Here is a 15977-nt window from a genome sequence, read left to right as displayed (position 1 = left end):
CCCCCTGCCCCGCCCCGTCTCTTCCGCCCGTCCCGTCCCGTCCCAGGAGGACCGATGCCGTCCCGCTCAGCCCGCACCACCGGTATCGTCCTCGCCGCCCTCGGAATCGTCGGCGTCGTCCTCGCGATCGTGCTGCTCGTCCGGCCCGCCGGCGGGGGAGCGCCCGGCGCAGCCACGGCGTCCGCGGGCCCGTCCTCGGCGCCGTCCGGGACCGCTCCGGCGACGTCCGCCGCTCCCGGCTCCGCGGAGGCGGCCGACGGCGCCGCCGCCCCCGCACCGACGGTCTCCGCCGCTCCGTCCGGCACCGAGCCGGGCACCGGATCCGACGCTCCTCCCGCCATCGTCTCCTTCGCCTCCACCCCCGCCTCCGTCGACTGCGAGGGCGACCGCACCGCCTCCGTCCCGCTCGCCCTGTCGTGGGAGACGAGCGGAGGCGCCACCGCCCGCCTGGCCGTCGGCACCACCGACGCGAGCGCGGGCGAGCCCGTCGACCTCGCGGCGTCCGGCTCCGCCGCCGTCACCGCCGACTGCCGCGACTCCGAGACCCTGATCACCCTCTCCGTCCTCGCTCCCGACGGCACCACCGCTCAGCGCACCCTCGTCGTCCCCGCCTCCTGAACCGCTCCGCCCGCGCGGAGGCGGCCACGGAGGCGTCGAGCGGCCCCGGCACGGCAGAATGGGTCACGATGACCTCCACACCCCCTCCGCTCGGCCTGCTCCTCGACGTCGACGGGCCCATCGCGAGCCCCGTCACGCGCACGATCTCGATCCCCGAGATCGCCGCCGACCTCGTCACCCTGGCCAACGCCGGCATCCCGATCGTGTTCAACACGGGCCGCTCCGACGCGTTCCTGCGCGAGCGGGTCCTGCCCGCGCTCCTCGAGCGCGGCGTCTCGGCCGAGGCCCGCATCGTGTGCGTCTGCGAGAAGGGCGCCGTCTGGTTCACCGTCGACTACCGCGGCACCTCGGAGCCGATCGTCGACGAGTCGCTCGCGATCCCCGAGCCGGTGGCCCGCGACCTCGAGCGGATGATCCGCTCCGACTACGACGACCTGGTCTTCTTCGACGAGACCAAGCGCGCCATGGTCTCGGCCGAGCAGCTGGTCGACCTGCCGAGCGAGGACTACCTCGAGCGCCAGCTCGTCTTCGACGCCGACGCCCTGCAGATCATGACCGCCGCGGGCCTGGGAGTCGAGCGCCGCGGCATTCGGTACCCGAACGAGGAGGGGACGGTCGACTTCCGCATCGACCCGACCGTCATCTCGACCGACATCGAGTCGAACCGGCTCGGCAAGGACCTCGGCGCCCAGCGCGCCGTGGAGCTGCTAGGAGCGACCGGCGCGATCCCGCAGCGCTGGCGCACGGTCGGCGACTCCCGGAGCGACTACGCGATGGCCGACTGGCTGTTCGAGCACGCCTACGACGTCGCCCACGTCGACGTGCGGCCCGCAGAGGGCGTGCCCGAGAAGCCCTACCCGGTCCTCGTCGTCGACGGAGCCGTGAACGACGCGGCCGGCGCCGCCGTGCTCCGCCGCTGGACGGAGCTCGTCGCCGACGAGACGACGCCCGAGGTCGGCGGCGCGATCTCGCTCCATGCCCGGAGCTGATCCGCAACCCTCGTCCCTCGTCGCTCAGGCCCGTTAGCGTTCGAGCATGAGAATCGCAGTCACCGGTGGATCCGGCAAGCTCGGCCGCCACGTCGTCACCCGCCTCCGCGCTTCCGGGCACGAGGTCTTCAATCTGGACCGTGCGGGGGACCGCGGCGCGGGCTTCGTCCGCATCGACATCGCCGACTACGGCCAGGTCGTGGACGCGCTGCAGTCGGTGAACGACCAGTACGAAGGCATCGACGCGCTCGTGCACCTCGCCGCGATCCCCGCGCCGGGCCTCGTGCCCGACGTCGCCACGTTCCACAACAACATGATCGCGACGTTCAACGCCTTCCACGGAGCGATCCGTGCCGGCATCCGCAACGTCGTCTACGCCTCCAGCGAGACCGTGCTGGGCCTGCCCTTCGACGTCCCGCCGCCCTACATCCCGGTCGACGAGCAGTACCCGGCGCGCCCGGAGTCGGTCTACTCGCTCACCAAGCACCTCGAGGAGCAGATGGCGATCGAGCTGTGCCGCTGGCACCCGGACCTGAAGATCACGGGCCTGCGCTTCTCGAACGTCATGGACGAGGCCGACTACACCGAGTTCCCGTCGTTCGACTCCGACGCGCTGCTGCGCAAGTGGAACCTCTGGGGCTACATCGACGGACGCGATGGAGCGCAGGCGGTCGAGAAGGCGCTGCTCGCCGAGACGACCGGGTTCGACCGCTTCATCATCGCCGCGGCCGACACCGTGATGACGCGCCCCAACGCCGAGCTGGTGGCCGAGGTGTTCCCCGGCGTCGAGCTGCGCGGCGACCTCGGGACAACCGGCACCCTGCTCTCGATCGACCACGCCCGCGAGGTCCTCGGCTACGCCCCCGAGCACTCCTGGCGCGATTCGCAGCAGGGCTGATCCGCGGGCCCGGCGCATCGGGATCCGCGCTGTTCGTCGGTGGGGTGGATCCCGATACGCGGGCTGCGCCCGCTCCTCGATCAGCAGGGGTGCGGTCGGCCCGTGACCGTGCCGGTCGAGGAGCGGCAGCGCGACGTCTCGAGACCCGCCCTGTTCGTGCGCGGCTCGGCTCGCCGCCACACGCACGAGCGCGCCCGGTCCGCAGTACGACTGCAGGCCGGGCGCGCTCCGTGGAGCCGAGGATCAGCTCGGGATGTAGTTGAAGGTGTCGGGGTCGGGGCCGGTGCGGTGGCCGCGGTCGAGCGCCGTGATGTCGGTCATCGCCTCGTCGTCGAGCTCGAAGTCGAAGAGGGCGAAGTTCTCCTCCACGCGCTTGCGGGTGACCGACTTCGGGAAGACGATGTCGCCGCGCTGGATGTGCCAGCGGAGCACGACCTGCGCCGGGCTGCGGTCGACGTTGCGCGCGATGCGGGTGATGGTGTCGTCGTCGAGGACGAGGCCCTGCGCGATCGGCGACCAGGCCTCGGTCGCGATGCCGTGCTCGGTGCCGTAGGCGCGGAGCTCCTGCTGCACGAGGTAGGGGTGCACCTCGATCTGGTTCACGGCCGGGACGATGGTCGCCTCGGCACGGAGCCGGTTGAGGTGGTTGGTCTGGAAGTTGGAGACGCCGATCGCCTTCGCCTTGCCGCTGCGGTAGATCTCCTCCATCGCCTTCCAGGTCTCCAGGTAGTCGCCCACGTTCGGGAGCGGCCAGTGGATGAGGAAGAGGTCGACGTAGTCGAACTTCAGCTCGCCGAGGGTGACGTCGATCGCGGCGAGAGCGTCCTCGCGGGCGTGGAAGCCGTTGTTGAGCTTGCTGGTCACGAAGACCTCGGAGCGGTCGAGGCCGGAGGCGCGGACGGCCTCGCCGACGCCCGCCTCGTTGCCGTACATCTCGGCGGTGTCGATGTGGCGGTAGCCGACCTCGAGGGCCGCCAGGGTCGCGTCCTTGGTCTCGGCCGGGTCGATCTGGAACACGCCGAAGCCCAGCTGCGGGATCTCCACGCCGTTGTTCAGGGTGATCGTGGGGACCGTTGCGGTGTCGTCGCTCATGAGCGAGTACGTCCTTTCGTCGGGGCGAGGGCGCAGTGGAGCCGCGCCGTCGTGCCTCCAGTCCATCGCCTGCGGCTCTCAGCATCAACCCCTTGCGCGCTCGGCGGACATCCAGCTTCCCCGCGGAGGAGGAGTCGGATCCCCTGAGCAGAGGTGCGCCCGCTCCGGGAACGCCGAAGGCCCCCGGCACGGATGCCGGGGGCCTTCGGGGAGCGCGACTTACGCGCGGGACTTGCGGCCGACGATCGCGCCGTAGATGAGGAGGACGACGATCGCACCGACGACGGAGACGATGATGCTCACGATGTTGATGCCGTTGACGGCGTCCTGGATGCCGAACAGCGTGCTGAGGAAGCCGCCGAGCAGCGCGCCCACGATGCCGAGGACGATCGTGATGATCCATCCGCCGCCCTGCTTGCCCGGGAGGATGAGCTTGGCGAGCGCCCCGGCGATGAGGCCGAGGATGATCCAGCTGATGATGCCCATGATGTTTCTCCTTCAGTTCGTGCTCGATCGGCCGTTCCGATGCGAGCGGAGACACCGGCGGGCCGGTGTCCTGTGAGTCGTGGAAGCGGGGGTCAGCGGAGGCGGCGCTGCACCTTGTCGCGGGCCTTGCTCGCGATGGCGGTGAGCTGCTTGGCCTCGCGCTTGGAGGTCTTCTTGAGCTTCTTGCGGGTCTTCTTCGTGGCCGGGTCGTTCCACACGCCGAGTGCGAGGTGGCGCAGCTCTTCGTAGCGGCCGCGGCCGGCGCGGGAGCCGAACACGTAGGCGGTGAAGGCGACCAGTGCCAGCAGGACGAGGCGGGGATTCATGCGGTGACCCTTCCATCGGAGAGCACCGGGTCGTGCTCGACACCCATTTGACTCTCCTGCGCAATCCGTGACAAACCACGGCCCGACCATTGACAGGGACCCCTCGCATCGTGTTCCGCGTGCGCGTGTACCCGATTCAGCCGCAGGCCGGAGACGTCTCGGACGGGAAGCGAGCGTGGAGGTAGTGGCCGTAGCCGCCCTCGACCCGGTTGTCGCGGCGGCCGGAGGTGACCACCTCGCCGCGGTCCGTCGCTCCGACCCGGGCGCCGCTCGCGCGCAGCCGCTCGACGAGCAGGACGTCCTCGTGCAGCGGCTCCCGCCCGAATCCGCCCGCGGCGAGGTACGCGCTCGCGCGGACGCCGAGATTCGCGCCGTGGATGCTGCCGATCGACTCCTCGCGCGCGCGGACGTCGCGCCAGCGCGAGTAGGCGCCGGGGGAGAGGTCGGCCGGGTCGGGCCGGACCGTGCCGAGCAGCGCGTCGTGCCGTCGCGCGTGCTCGACGTGGGCGGCCAGCCAGTCGCGGGGGACCACGGTGTCGGCGTCGGTGTTGGCGATCCACACCTGCTCGAGCGGAGCGGTGACGGAGGAGAGGGCGTGCGCGATCCCGGCGGAGCGGGCGGCGCCTACTCCGCAGCGGGCGAGCTCCAGCACCTCGGCGCCGACGGCACGGGCCCGCTCGACGGTCGCGTCGGAGCAGCCGTCCGCGGCGACCACGAGGCGCATCCCGATGCCGGGCGCCCGGTGGGCGAGGTGGGTCGCACTGGCCTGGACGGAGGCGATCAGGCCGCCGATCCGCTCCTCCTCGTCGCGCGCGGGCACGACGACCAGCACCTGCGCGAGCCGGCTCACACCAGCCCCGTCCGGCGGGCGACCGAGCGGGAGTCGCGGGCGTGGACCTCGAGCAGGACGTCCTCCTCCTCGTGGCGGGCGAGGCGGTGCAGGCCCAGCTCGGCCACGGCGGACTGCACGGCGTCACCGTCCAGAGCGAGCCCCTCGATCGGATGCCGCCAGTGCACGGTGACGAGCTCCCCCGCGGGGGCGAGGGCGTCGCGGATGGTGCGCAGCACGCCGGGGAGGGCGTCGCCGAGGTAGTAGCCGACCTCCGAGAGCACGACCAGGTCGAACGGACCCTCCGGCACGCCGCGGGTGATGTCGTGGTGCTCGACCCGCACGTGTTCGAGCGGAGCGAGGCGGCGGGCGGCGCGCTCGACGGCGGCGCTCGACACGTCGATCGCCAGCAGGCGGTCGGCCCGGTCGGCCAGCGCCTCGGCCAGCACGCCGATCGAGGCGCCGATCTCCAGCACGGAGCCGTAGCGCTGCTCCGGCAGGCTCGCGAGGGTCAGGGCGCGCTTGCGCTGCTCGTACCAGCGGCTCGTGTACCCCCACGGGTCCTCGTGGCGGGCGTACAGCTCGTCGAAGTAGCTCATGCGATCCTCACCAGCCGGTCGTCCCCGGTGAAGGTGCGCAGGAAGAGCGGATGGAGCACCGCACCGGTCCCGTCGGGCCCGGGGCGGGTCTGGCTGGGGTAGCGGGAGCGGGCGCGGCGGGTGCGCTCGAGCAGCTCGTCGTCGAGCGGCAGGCGCACGAGGTCGCCCCACGGCACCTCGGGGTCCTCCGGGTCCGCCCAGTGCCACAGCCAGATCGGCGCGGCGAGCAGCGGCTGCCCGCGCTCGCGCGCGACCTCCGCGCAGATCTCGCCGACCACGCGGTGGTCCCGGTGACCGTCCCCGGTCCAGGTGGAGAGGAGCAGGACGGTCCCGGGGGCGCCGGCCGCCCGCTCGCGCACCTCGCGTGCGATGCGCTCGTGGTGCTCCGGGGTCGCCGAGTCCGGCACGTCGAGGAAGGCGAGCCCGATGCCGGGGCCGAGCTCCGCCAGTGCGTCCGAGGCCTCCCGCCGGCGCTCGGCAGCGAGGTCCGCGTCCCGCTCCCCGTGGGCCGCGGCTCCGTCGGTCACGACGACGACGTCGACCGCGATCCCGCGCCGACGCGCGAGCGCGATGGTGCCGCCGCAGCCGAGGGTCTCGTCGTCGGCGTGCGCCACGACCACCAGGACGCGCCGGATCCCGTCGGGCAGGGTCAGCTCCGGGAGGCGGTCGCGGCGGCCGTCCGCGGTCCAGCGCTCGAGAGGAGTGCCCTCGAGGCGCCCGTCGAAGGGCCGGCTCACCAGGAGGCCGCCTCGCCCGAGGCGAGCACGGCGCGGCCGAGAGCGGCGTCGTCGCGCTCGGCGTGGTGCTGGCGGACGTAGAGCGCGAGGTCGGCGACGCGCTTGGCGTGCTCGGCGTCGAGGGCGAGCGGAGCCGGGCCGAGCGCGCGGCCGGCGCGGAGCAGGATCTCCTCGACCGCTCCGGCGACGCTCGCCCGCACGCGCTTGGCGAGCAGTGAGCCGCGGGGGCCGTCGGCCTCGCCCGCGTCGACCGCCGCGGCGGCCTCGTCCAGCGCCCGGCGCGACGCGGAGAGCGCCGTGTCGATCGCTCCGAGGTGGGCCAGGAGGTGCGGGTCCTCGCGTCGGGCTGCCGCCGCCGCGACGGCAGCCGCGACTCCGAGGGCTCCGCCGTGCCAGCAGGCGGCGACGCCGATGCCGCCCCAGGCGAAGCCGGGCCGCGAGAGGTACCAGCCGGCGTCCCCCACGGGGACGGCGCGGGTGCCGGAGAAGCGGACCGGTCCGCTGGGCACCTCCGTCAGGCCGCGCGCGTGCCAGGCGTCCTGCTCCGGCGTCGCCGTCCCGTCCCGCAGCGCTACGGCGAAGAGGCGGCGCTCGCCGGAGGCGTCGCCGACGTGGGCGGTGACGAGGGCGGCGTCGAGGCGGTCGGCCAGCGAGCACCAGGGCTTCACTCCGTCGAGCAGCCAGTCGCCGTCGCTCTCGCGGGCGACCAGAGGATCCCCGCCGCCCTCGGCCGCGAAGACCCCCCAGGCGGCGTCGGCGGCGACTCCGAGTCCGGACGGGTCGAGCTCCGCCTCGCCGAGGATCGCGAGAGCGTCGAGGTGCGGCTCCACCGCGCGCGCGACGCCGAGGTCGTGCCGAGCCAGGCGCTCGAGGAGACCGTGCAGCTCGGCGGTGCGACCGGTGCCGGGCCGGGGCGCGTCGGCGCTCAGACCGCGCGCGAAGCCGAGCGCGCCGTCGACGTCGTGGGGGAGGAGAGAGGAGGAGTGCTGGTCCATCGCCTCCGAAACTACGCAGTCGAGCGGGCGGCGTCCGGCGATTGTCCCCGAACGGACGGGGTGCTAAGCGTCAGATGTCAAGGTCGTTGATCCTGTGCAGGAGAGAGGCGAAGAGCTCGACGTCGGCGAGCGCCCAGCTGCGCAGCTCCTCGTGCATCAGCGCCTGGTTCGAGCTGCGGATCTCGCGCAGCCGCGCGGCGGTCGCCGGAGTCACCGAGAGGATCGTGGCGCGGCCGTCCTGCGGGTCGGGGGTGCGCTCGAGGAAGCCGAGGCGGTCGAGCGCCGTGATCTGGCGGCTGAGCGCCGACTTGTCCATCTCGAGGAGCTCGGCCAGCACGCCCGAGTGCACGGGTCCGCGGCGCTCGAGCGCCGAGATCGTCTTGTAGCCCAGCGGCGTCAGCTCCGGGTGGAGCCGCTCGGCGTAGGAGCGCATCGCCGCCCGCACGCGGTTGAAGAGGGTGCTGAGCTCGCCCTCCACCGAGGCGATCGCGGAGTCGACGTCGCGGGCGGAGTCGGGGGTCGGGCCGGTCATGCCTCCAGCATCCCGCGCGCGGGCCCTCCTCCTCGACTTGCGCCCGCGCGCCGCGATGACGTACGCTTCCCGAAGCCAAAGACCGCCGGTTTCCGGTGTGCGCACGAGCAGGGCCCCGGCCCCGCGGATCGCCACCGGACGAAGGATTCGCGAAGCGAATTGCCCGCGCAGGTGCACGAGTTCAGTTCCGCCTCACCGCGATCCCGAAGCTCCGCGCCCCTGTGCCGGAGCTTTTTTCTTTGCCTGCCTTCGGGCTACCGGCACGAGAATTCACAGGAGTAGCCATGGCGAACAAGGAAGCCTCGGTTGCCGAACTCACGGAGAAGTTCCAGAGCTCGACGGCCGTTCTGCTGACCGAGTACCGCGGTCTCACTGTTGCTCAGCTCAAGACGCTGCGCAAGGACATCAGTGAGCACGCAACCTACGCCGTGGTGAAGAACACGCTGACCAAGATCGCGGCGAACAACGCCGGTATCTCGTCCTTCGACGACGAGCTCGCTGGCCCCTCGGCCATCGCGTTCGTGCACGGCGACCCTGTCGCCGTCGCGAAGTCGCTGCGTGCCTTCGCCAAGGCAAACCCTCTCCTCGTGGTCAAGGGCGGTTACTTCGACGGTAACCCGCTGACCGCAGAAGAGGTGGGCAAGCTCGCCGACCTCGAGTCCCGCGAAGTTCTGCTCGGCAAGCTCGCCGGCGCCTTCAAGGCCTCGCTGTTCGGCGCCGCATATCTGTTCAACGCTCCGCTCTCGAAGGCCGTTCGCACGGTCGAGGCGCTGCGCGAGAAGCAGGAGTCCGCGAGCTGACGTCTTCCCCTTCCGGGAAGCAGTGCGCGCGCGGTTCGTAGACAAAGAAAAACAAGGAGAAAAATCATGGCAAAGCTCACGCAGGACGAGCTCATCGAGGCCTTCAAGGAGCTCACGCTCATCGAGCTCTCGGAGTTCGTCAAGAAGTTCGAAGAGGTCTTCGAGGTCACCGCTGCGGCGCCCGTCGCCGCCGCCGGTGTGGCCGGCCCGGCCGCCCCCGCCGAAGAGGTCGAGGAGCAGACCGAGTTCGACGTCGTGCTCGAGGCCGCCGGCGAGAAGAAGATCCAGGTCATCAAGGAGGTGCGCGCCCTCACCAGCCTCGGCCTCGGTGAGGCGAAGGCGCTCGTCGACGGTGCCCCCAAGGCGGTCCTCGAGGCCGTCAACAAGGAGACCGCCGAGAAGGCCAAGGCTCAGCTCGAGGGCGCCGGCGCGACCGTCACCGTCAAGTAATCCCCTTCACCCGTCGCGGGTGCCGGCTCCGGTCGGTCGCTCGTCAGGGTGACGCAGGCACGCCTGCAGACGCAGGGCGTCGTCTCCTCGGAGGCGGCGCCCTTCGTCGTTCCCGGCCGTTGGCGGCGCGCGCCCCTAGGATCGGAGCGTGACTGCTCACGATCTGCTCGCCGGGCTCCCCGCCCGCGACGTCCCGCCCAGCGAGGTCTCGCTCAGCGAGCTCCTGAGCGACTTCGTCTCGGTGACGCACCGGATCACCCGCCTCGCCGCCCAGGCGACCGGCAACCAGGAGTCGCAGGCCGTCTGGCGCACGCTCTCGGTGCTCCTCTCGATGGGCCCGATGCGCCTGGGGGAGCTCGCCTCCCAGAGCCGCGTCTCGCAGCCCACGATGACCAAGATCGTGAAGAACCTCGTCGAGACCGGCTGGCTCGACCGCATCGCCGATCCCCTCGACGCGCGCGCCTGGCAGATCCGCCTGGCTCCCGCCGGTGCGGACGCGCTGAACGCCTGGCGGACCGACCTCGGCGACGCGCTGACGCCGATCTTCGCCGATCTGACTCCGGAGGACCGCCGCGTCCTGGAGCGCGCCGTCGAGATCATGCACGAGCGCCTCGTCGTCGGCCCGCGCGACTGACCCCCTCCCGCACGGTTCCGCCGCGCGGCACACTGGTCGCGTGCAGATGCGACTCGAGCTCGTCCCCCTCCCCGTCAGCGACGTCGACCGCGCGGTCGCCTTCTACACGGAGGTGATGGGCTTCCACCTCGACCACGACGTGCGGCCCTCCGCCGCGATGCGCGTGGTCCAGCTCACCCCGCCCGGCTCGGCCTGCTCGATCGTGGTCGGCAGCGGGATGGGCCCCGGTCCGGAGGAGGGCGTCGTCCGCTCCCTCCACCTCGTCGTCGACGACATCGCCGCCGCTCGCGCGGAGCTCGTCGGCCGCTCGCTCGAGATCAGCGAGGTCCAGGACCTGGGCGGCGTGCAGTACGCGTACTTCGCCGATCCGGACGGCAACACCTGGGCGCTCCAGGAGATCGGGAGCAGGACGCCCCCGGAGTGAGTCAGTCCTCGGGCCAGCGGACCCGAGCGTCGACGTCCGGGTGCTTGCGCAGCCAGGCCGCGACGAAGGGGCAGCGCGGGACGACCGTGCCGCCCGCCTCCGTGATCGCGGTGACCGCGGCCCGCGCGAGGATGCTCCCGAGGCCGTGGCCCTCCCACGCGTCGTCGACGACGGTGTGGGTGAGCGTCACCTCGTCGCCCTGGCGGGTGTACGCGGCGAAGCCGGCCGGGGTGCCGCCGACCTCGATCACGAAGCGGGACCGCTCGGGGACGTCGCGGACAGTGGGGGTGTCGGAGTCGCTCATGCTCCGATTCTCGCTCCCCGCGGCGCCGAGGTGCTGGTGCGGATCACCAGCGAGGCGGGGATCAGCGTGTGGCGAGCCGGGGGAGGGGGCTCGCCGCGACCGAGGGCGGCCAGCGCGTCCAGCACCAGCGCGACCGCGAGCTCGCCCTGCTGGCGCGGGTCCTGGCGGATCGAGCTGAGACCGAAGAGCTCGGCGAGGGGGTGGTCGTCGATCCCGATGACGGAGACGTCCTCGGGCACCGAGAGGCCGAGCTCGCGCGCCGCGAGGATGATCCCGATCGCGATCTCGTCGGAGGCGGCGAAGATCGCCGTCGGCCGGGTCCGCGGGTCGCCGAGGACCTGCCGTCCGGCGCTGTGCCCGCCGGGGATGTCGAAGGTGGTGGGCACGATGTCCTGCGCGCCCGGCTCGAGGCCGGCGGCGGCGAGCGCCTGGCGGAAGCCGTCGCGGCGCTGCGTGTGGACGTGGAAGTCCATCTCCTCCTCCGCGAGCCCGCCGATGTGGACGACCCGCTCGTGGCCGAGGGAGAGCAGGTGCTCCGTGGCGAGGCGGGAGGCGGCGACGTCGTCGATGCTGAAGGTGGGGATGCCGGGGAGCTCGCCGCCGATGCCGACGATGGGCTTGCCCAGGGCGAGGAGCGCCTCCGTCTCGTGCGGCGAGATCTCGAGGGTGACGGCGACGATCGCGTCGACGCGCTTGCGGACGAGGTAGTACTCGAACACGCTCCGGCGGGCGTCGAGGTGCTTGTCGATGTTGTAGAGGAGCAGGTCGTAGCCGGCGGCGAGCAGGGCGCGCTCGATGCCCTCGATGATCCCGGCGAAGAACCACTGGTTGATGATCGGGATGATCACGGCGATGTTGTTGCTGCGGCCGGTGACGAGGCTGGAGGCGTTGGCGGAGACGACGTAGCCCAGGCTCGTCGCGGCGCGCTCGACGCGCTGCTTCGTCCCCGCGGAGACGTAGCCCCGGCCGCTGAGCGCGCGCGAGACCGTCGCCTTCGACACTCCTGCGAGCTCGGCCACCTCTTCGATGCCTGGCACGGCGTTCCTCCCGACCGTCCGGCCTCGATGCTGGAAACGGTTCCAGGAAGTTATACCCCGCCCGGCGGCCGGGCGTCGCGCCGAGATCGATCTCCGCCCGGCCCAACCGCCGCGATCGCTGTTCTGACGCCGAATCGTTATCTCAGAGAGCGCTCTATCACCGGCGTTGTGCTTTCATCGTTCTTGTGGAAAGGTTTCCCTCTGTGGGAGCCCATCCACACGAATCCGGTGATCCGCTCGGAGTTCCTCCTGGCATCGCCATCACCAGCATCCGAGTCGTCGCGGCACACGCTTCGAGCCGCCACAGCCTCCCGATCCCGATCGGCGAGGAGCGGCCTGCTCGGCTGGTTCCACCACTCAATGAGGAGGAAGAATGCGGTCATCCCTGCACCGCCGTATCACCGTCCCGGTCGCCGTTCTGGCAGCGGCCGGCATCGCACTCGCGGGCTGCTCCAGCAGCAGTGACCCCAACGACCCGAACGCCGGCGGCGGCAGCTCGGCCGGCACGGTCGGCACCGCCGACGGCGTCGTCAACGTCTACGGCACCATCAACGGCGACGAGGCCACCCTTCTCGAGCAGTCCTGGGCGGACTGGGAGAAGGAGAGCGGCATCGAGATCAAGTACACGGGCGACAAGGAGTTCGAGAAGCAGATCGGCATCAAGGTCCAGGGTGGCGACACCCCCGACCTCGCGATCTTCCCGCAGCCGGGTCTGCTCGCCGACACCGTCGCCTCCGGCAAGGTGCAGGAGCTCCCCGAGGGCGCCCTCGCCAACGTCAAGCAGAACTGGTCCGAGGACTGGCAGAAGTACGGCCAGGTCGACGGCACCCAGTACGGCGCGCCGCTGATGGCGTCCGTCAAGGGCTACATCTGGTACTCCCCGGCCAAGTTCACGGAGTGGGGCGTCTCCGTTCCCACGACGTGGGACGAGATGGAGGCGCTCGGCAAGACGATCGCCGAGAAGACCGGCGGACCGTCCTGGTGCGCGGGCTTCAACTCCGGTGAGGCCTCCGGCTGGCCCGGAACCGACTGGATCGAGGACGCCGTCCTCCGCGAGGCCGGCCCCGACGTCTACGACTCCTGGGTCGCGGGCGACACCCCCTTCACCGACCCGGCCATCAAGTCCGCGTTCGACTCCGTCGGATCGATCCTCCTCGACCCGACCCTCGTCAACGCCGGCTACGGCGACGTGAAGTCGATCAACTCCACCGCCTTCGGCGACGTCGCCCAGAACATGGCGAACGGCACCTGCGCGCTGACCCACCAGGCCTCGTTCTTCGAGGGCTTCCTGACCTCGGCCGGCGCCAACGTGGCCGAGGACGGCGACGTGTGGGCCTTCCTCACCCCGCCGGTCAAGGCCGACGACGCCCAGGCCGTCACCGGTGGTGGCGAGATGGTCGCCGCGTTCTCGAACGACGAGGACACCGCGAAGGTCCAGGAGTACCTGGCCAGCGCCGACTGGGCCAACAGCCGCGTCTCCCTCGGCGGCGTCATCTCCGCGAACACCGGTCTCGACCCGGCCAACGCGGGCAGCGACGTCCTGAAGGACTCCATCGCGATCCTCCAGAACCCGGACACCACGTTCCGCTTCGACGCGTCCGACCTCATGCCGAAGGCAGTGGGCTCGGACAGCTTCTTCAAGGGCATGGTCGACTGGATCGACGGCACGAGCACCGACCAGGCGCTCGAGGAGATCCAGGCCGGCTACACCTCCTAGCAGCGGAGCAGAGCCGCCGCTCCCGAGTGGCGGCTCAGCTGTGACGGCCCGGCCCCCGGATCCACGGATCCCGGGGCCGGGCCCCTCCTGAGTCCAGAGTCGCACTCGAAAGGGCGTCCATGTCCCCCATCACCATCTCGGGGTTCTTCCAATGGCTGGCGGGAATCCCGCCGCTCGCGCAGATCCCGCTCATCCTCCTGGCCTTCGCGGCCGTGGTGGCGCTCATCCTCTTCTTCGTCGAGATCGCGCCCCGCCGCGGCACCGGCTACACGGTCCTCCGGCTCGCGGTCACGGTCGTCCTGCCGGTCGTCCTCCTGCTGGTCTTCGGCCTCTACAACTCCGTCCTCTGGGTCGCGGTGGTGGCCGCCGTCATCGGCGGCGCGCTGTTCCTGCTCGACTTCCGGTCCCGCAAAGGCGCGGGCTACGGACTCCAGCTCATCGCGTTCATGGCACCGGCCGCCTTCTTCATCCTCATCGGCCTGATCTACCCGACGATCACGACGGCCATCAACGCGTTCATGAAGAACGACGGCTCCGGATTCGCCGGCATCGACAACTTCGTCTGGGTCTTCACCAGCCCCGACGGCATCACCGCCTTCCTCAACACGGTGGTCTGGGTGCTCCTGGCCCCGATCACGGCGACCGCGATCGGTCTCGCCTACGCGGTCTTCATCGACAAGAGCCGCGGCGAGAAGTTCTTCAAGCTGCTGGTCTTCATGCCGATGGCGATCTCGTTCGTCGGCGCGTCGATCATCTTCAAGTTCTTCTACGACGTGCGCCAGGGCGAGCAGATCGGCCTCCTCAACGGCATCCTCACCGCCTTCGGCGCCCCGCCGGTCGACTGGCTGGGACTCGAGCCGTGGAACACGCTGTTCCTCGTCGTCGTCCTCATCTGGACCCAGGCCGGATTCGCCATGACGGTGCTCTCCGCCGCCATCAAGGGCGTCCCCTCCGAGCAGCTCGAAGCGGCCTCGCTCGACGGCACCAGCGCGTGGCAGTCCTTCTGGAACGTCACCGTCCCCGGAATCCGCTCCTCGATCGTGGTCGTCCTCACGACGATCTCGATCGCGTCGCTGAAGGTCTTCGACATCGTCTCGGCGATGACCGGCGGCCGCTCCGACACCACGGTCCTCGCGTTCGAGATGGTCCGCCAGTTCCAGCTCGGCGCCCGCAGCGGCTACAGCGCGGCCCTCGCGGTCATCCTGTTCCTGCTCGTGCTCCCGATCGTCGTCTACAACGCCCGCCAGCTCGCCAAGCAGAGGGAGATCCGATGAGCGTCACGCCCACTCCGATCCAGGTTCCGGTCGACCGCAGCACCGAGCGCGCGCTCGCGCGCGGCGAGTCCAGGATCGAGGCGGCCAGCGGCAAGGTGAAGAAGGCGACGACGTCGCGCGGCGCCACCCTCGCCGCGCTGATCATCGCCGTCATCTGGACCGTCCCCACCCTCGGTCTGTTCATCTCGTCGTTCCGCCCCGCGAACGACATCAAGACGACCGGCTGGTGGACGATCTTCGCCAACCCCGGCTTCACCCTCGACAACTACGCGAACGCGCTCAACTCGGGCGACAGCCTGACCCTGGGCAAGGCGTTCGTGAACTCGCTCGTCATCACGCTGCCGGCGGCGCTGATCCCGATCACGATCGCCAGCCTCGCCGCCTACGCGTTCGCCTGGATCGACTTCAAGGGCCGCAACACGCTCTTCGTCCTCGTGTTCTCGCTCCAGATCGTTCCCATCCAGATGGCGCTCGTGCCGCTGCTGCAGCTGTTCTCGGACGGCCTGCGCATCGGAGGGCTCTACATCCTCCCCGGCCTCGGGGTGAACGGGTTGGACGGCTCCTACGCGAAGGTGTGGATCGCGCACACGATCTTCGCGCTCCCGCTCGCGATCTTCATGCTCCACAACTTCATCTCCGAGATCCCCGGCGAGGTCATCGAAGCGGCACGAGTGGACGGCGCCGGACACGGCCAGATCTTCTTCCGCATCGTGCTCCCGCTCTCGGTCCCCGCCATCGCCTCCTTCGGCATCTTCCAGTTCCTCTGGGTCTGGAACGACCTGCTGGTCGCGACGGTCTTCACCTCCGGACAAGGGCTGCCGATCACGAAGGCGCTGCAGGACCTCACCGGCTCCTACGGCCAGTCGTGGGAGCTGCTCACGGCCGGCGCGTTCATCTCGATCATCGTGCCGCTCATCGTGTTCTTCTCCCTCCAGAGGTTCTTCGTCCGCGGCCTCCTCGCCGGCGCCACCAAGGGCTGACGACCCGCGGGGGTGCCGTGGGCGGCGTTGTCGTCGTCGGCGGTAGCTCCGCTACAGCTCTCCTCCTCCGCCTTGCCCACGACACCCCCGCGGGCCGTCAGCACTGCTCGTCGGGGGGAATAGGGTGCACGAACGAAGGCCCGGGTCCTGCTGCGCAGGACCCGGGCCTTCGTCGTGCGGTGGCGCCGGGGGCGGCCACCAAGGGTGGGGGGGTACGGCGCCGGAGGCGGCGACGGGGCGCGGCGCGGGCTTGCAC

20 protein-coding genes are annotated in these 15977 nt (G+C 71.0%); 10 read left to right on the top strand and 10 right to left on the bottom strand.

Going from position 1 to position 15977, the window contains the following annotated elements; translation table 11 throughout:
* Positions 1–54: 54 nt before the first annotated feature.
* The 3 genes from C5C49_RS16290 to C5C49_RS16280 all read left to right on the top strand — a co-directional run bounded on the left by C5C49_RS16290 (position 55) and on the right by C5C49_RS16280 (position 2505).
* Positions 55–618: a hypothetical protein gene (locus tag C5C49_RS16290; protein WP_104346590.1), complete on the top strand. Its 564-nt coding sequence runs from the start codon at positions 55–57 to the stop codon at positions 616–618.
* Between the two features lie 68 nt (positions 619–686).
* On the top strand, positions 687–1607 hold the full coding sequence (locus C5C49_RS16285) for a hypothetical protein (protein ID WP_104346589.1): 921 nt from the start codon (positions 687–689) through the stop codon (positions 1605–1607).
* A 46-nt stretch (positions 1608–1653) separates the two neighbouring features.
* Entirely contained in the window at positions 1654–2505 is an 852-nt protein-coding gene (locus C5C49_RS16280; RefSeq protein WP_104346588.1) for an NAD(P)-dependent oxidoreductase, read from the top strand.
* A gap of 243 nt (positions 2506–2748) precedes the next feature.
* Here the strand turns inward: C5C49_RS16280 and C5C49_RS16275 are convergent, their stop codons facing one another.
* From C5C49_RS16275 to C5C49_RS16240, 8 genes are all read right to left on the bottom strand, one after another.
* On the bottom strand, positions 2749–3597 hold the full coding sequence (locus tag C5C49_RS16275) for an aldo/keto reductase (RefSeq protein ID WP_104224329.1): 849 nt from the start codon (positions 3595–3597) through the stop codon (positions 2749–2751).
* Between the two features lie 219 nt (positions 3598–3816).
* Positions 3817–4083: a GlsB/YeaQ/YmgE family stress response membrane protein gene (locus C5C49_RS16270; RefSeq protein WP_104224330.1), complete on the bottom strand. Its 267-nt coding sequence runs from the start codon at positions 4081–4083 to the stop codon at positions 3817–3819.
* A 92-nt stretch (positions 4084–4175) separates the two neighbouring features.
* Positions 4176–4409, bottom strand: a complete 234-nt coding sequence (locus C5C49_RS16265; RefSeq protein ID WP_104227476.1) for a hypothetical protein — start codon at positions 4407–4409, stop codon at positions 4176–4178.
* Positions 4410–4545: 136 nt separating this feature from the next.
* Positions 4546–5259 (bottom strand): glycosyltransferase family 2 protein, encoded by a 714-nt coding sequence (locus tag C5C49_RS16260; RefSeq protein WP_104224332.1) that lies wholly within the window; start codon positions 5257–5259, stop codon positions 4546–4548.
* Complete coding sequence (locus C5C49_RS16255) at positions 5256–5837, bottom strand: class I SAM-dependent methyltransferase (RefSeq protein ID WP_104234596.1); 582 nt, start codon at positions 5835–5837, stop codon at positions 5256–5258. The genes C5C49_RS16260 and C5C49_RS16255 overlap by 4 nt, the downstream gene beginning before the upstream one ends.
* Complete coding sequence (locus C5C49_RS16250; protein WP_181135796.1) at positions 5834–6574, bottom strand: PIG-L deacetylase family protein; 741 nt, start codon at positions 6572–6574, stop codon at positions 5834–5836. Before C5C49_RS16250 ends, C5C49_RS16255 begins: the two co-directional genes overlap by 4 nt.
* Positions 6571–7569 (bottom strand): acyl-CoA dehydrogenase, encoded by a 999-nt coding sequence (locus C5C49_RS16245; RefSeq protein ID WP_219813281.1) that lies wholly within the window; start codon positions 7567–7569, stop codon positions 6571–6573. Before C5C49_RS16245 ends, C5C49_RS16250 begins: the two co-directional genes overlap by 4 nt.
* A 70-nt stretch (positions 7570–7639) precedes the next feature.
* Positions 7640–8101 carry a MarR family winged helix-turn-helix transcriptional regulator gene (locus tag C5C49_RS16240; RefSeq protein ID WP_104224334.1) on the bottom strand — a complete coding sequence of 154 codons (462 nt, stop codon included), beginning with the start codon at positions 8099–8101 and terminating at the stop codon, positions 7640–7642.
* A 284-nt stretch (positions 8102–8385) separates the two neighbouring features.
* Between C5C49_RS16240 and rplJ the strand changes: the two genes are divergently transcribed.
* From rplJ to C5C49_RS16220, 4 genes are all read left to right on the top strand, one after another.
* A complete protein-coding gene (rplJ, locus tag C5C49_RS16235; RefSeq protein ID WP_055791018.1) occupies positions 8386–8901 on the top strand; it encodes a 50S ribosomal protein L10 in 516 nt (171 codons plus the stop codon).
* A 66-nt stretch (positions 8902–8967) separates the two neighbouring features.
* Positions 8968–9351: a 50S ribosomal protein L7/L12 gene (gene rplL / locus C5C49_RS16230; protein ID WP_104224335.1), complete on the top strand. Its 384-nt coding sequence runs from the start codon at positions 8968–8970 to the stop codon at positions 9349–9351.
* A gap of 148 nt (positions 9352–9499) precedes the next feature.
* Positions 9500–9985 (top strand): MarR family winged helix-turn-helix transcriptional regulator, encoded by a 486-nt coding sequence (locus C5C49_RS16225; RefSeq protein ID WP_244229591.1) that lies wholly within the window; start codon positions 9500–9502, stop codon positions 9983–9985.
* 40 nt (positions 9986–10025) lie between these two features.
* Positions 10026–10409: a VOC family protein gene (locus tag C5C49_RS16220; protein ID WP_181074635.1), complete on the top strand. Its 384-nt coding sequence runs from the start codon at positions 10026–10028 to the stop codon at positions 10407–10409.
* A 1-nt stretch (position 10410) separates the two neighbouring features.
* Here C5C49_RS16220 and C5C49_RS16215 read toward each other — a convergent pair whose 3' ends face one another.
* Positions 10411–10713, bottom strand: coding sequence for a GNAT family N-acetyltransferase (locus C5C49_RS16215; protein WP_104224336.1), 303 nt, complete (start codon positions 10711–10713; stop codon positions 10411–10413).
* Positions 10710–11750 (bottom strand): LacI family DNA-binding transcriptional regulator, encoded by a 1041-nt coding sequence (locus C5C49_RS16210; protein WP_104224337.1) that lies wholly within the window; start codon positions 11748–11750, stop codon positions 10710–10712. The genes C5C49_RS16215 and C5C49_RS16210 overlap by 4 nt, the downstream gene beginning before the upstream one ends.
* 373 nt (positions 11751–12123) lie before the next feature.
* On the opposite strand from C5C49_RS16210, the gene C5C49_RS16205 reads away from it, so the two are divergent.
* From C5C49_RS16205 to C5C49_RS16195, 3 genes are all read left to right on the top strand, one after another.
* Positions 12124–13467 (top strand): ABC transporter substrate-binding protein, encoded by a 1344-nt coding sequence (locus C5C49_RS16205; protein WP_104262983.1) that lies wholly within the window; start codon positions 12124–12126, stop codon positions 13465–13467.
* A 119-nt stretch (positions 13468–13586) separates the two neighbouring features.
* The gene (locus tag C5C49_RS16200) at positions 13587–14741 is read left to right on the top strand and encodes a carbohydrate ABC transporter permease (RefSeq protein WP_181027270.1); all 1155 of its coding nucleotides are present in this window, start codon (positions 13587–13589) and stop codon (positions 14739–14741) included.
* Positions 14738–15721 (top strand): carbohydrate ABC transporter permease, encoded by a 984-nt coding sequence (locus C5C49_RS16195; RefSeq protein WP_104224339.1) that lies wholly within the window; start codon positions 14738–14740, stop codon positions 15719–15721. Before C5C49_RS16200 ends, C5C49_RS16195 begins: the two co-directional genes overlap by 4 nt.
* Positions 15722–15977: the final 256 nt, after the last annotated feature.

The organism is Rathayibacter sp. AY1E2 (assembly GCF_002932325.1).
GTDB lineage: Bacteria > Actinomycetota > Actinomycetes > Actinomycetales > Microbacteriaceae > Rathayibacter.
Note: the sequence above shows the minus strand (reverse complement) of the source record. Positions and strands in the feature narration are given on the sequence as shown.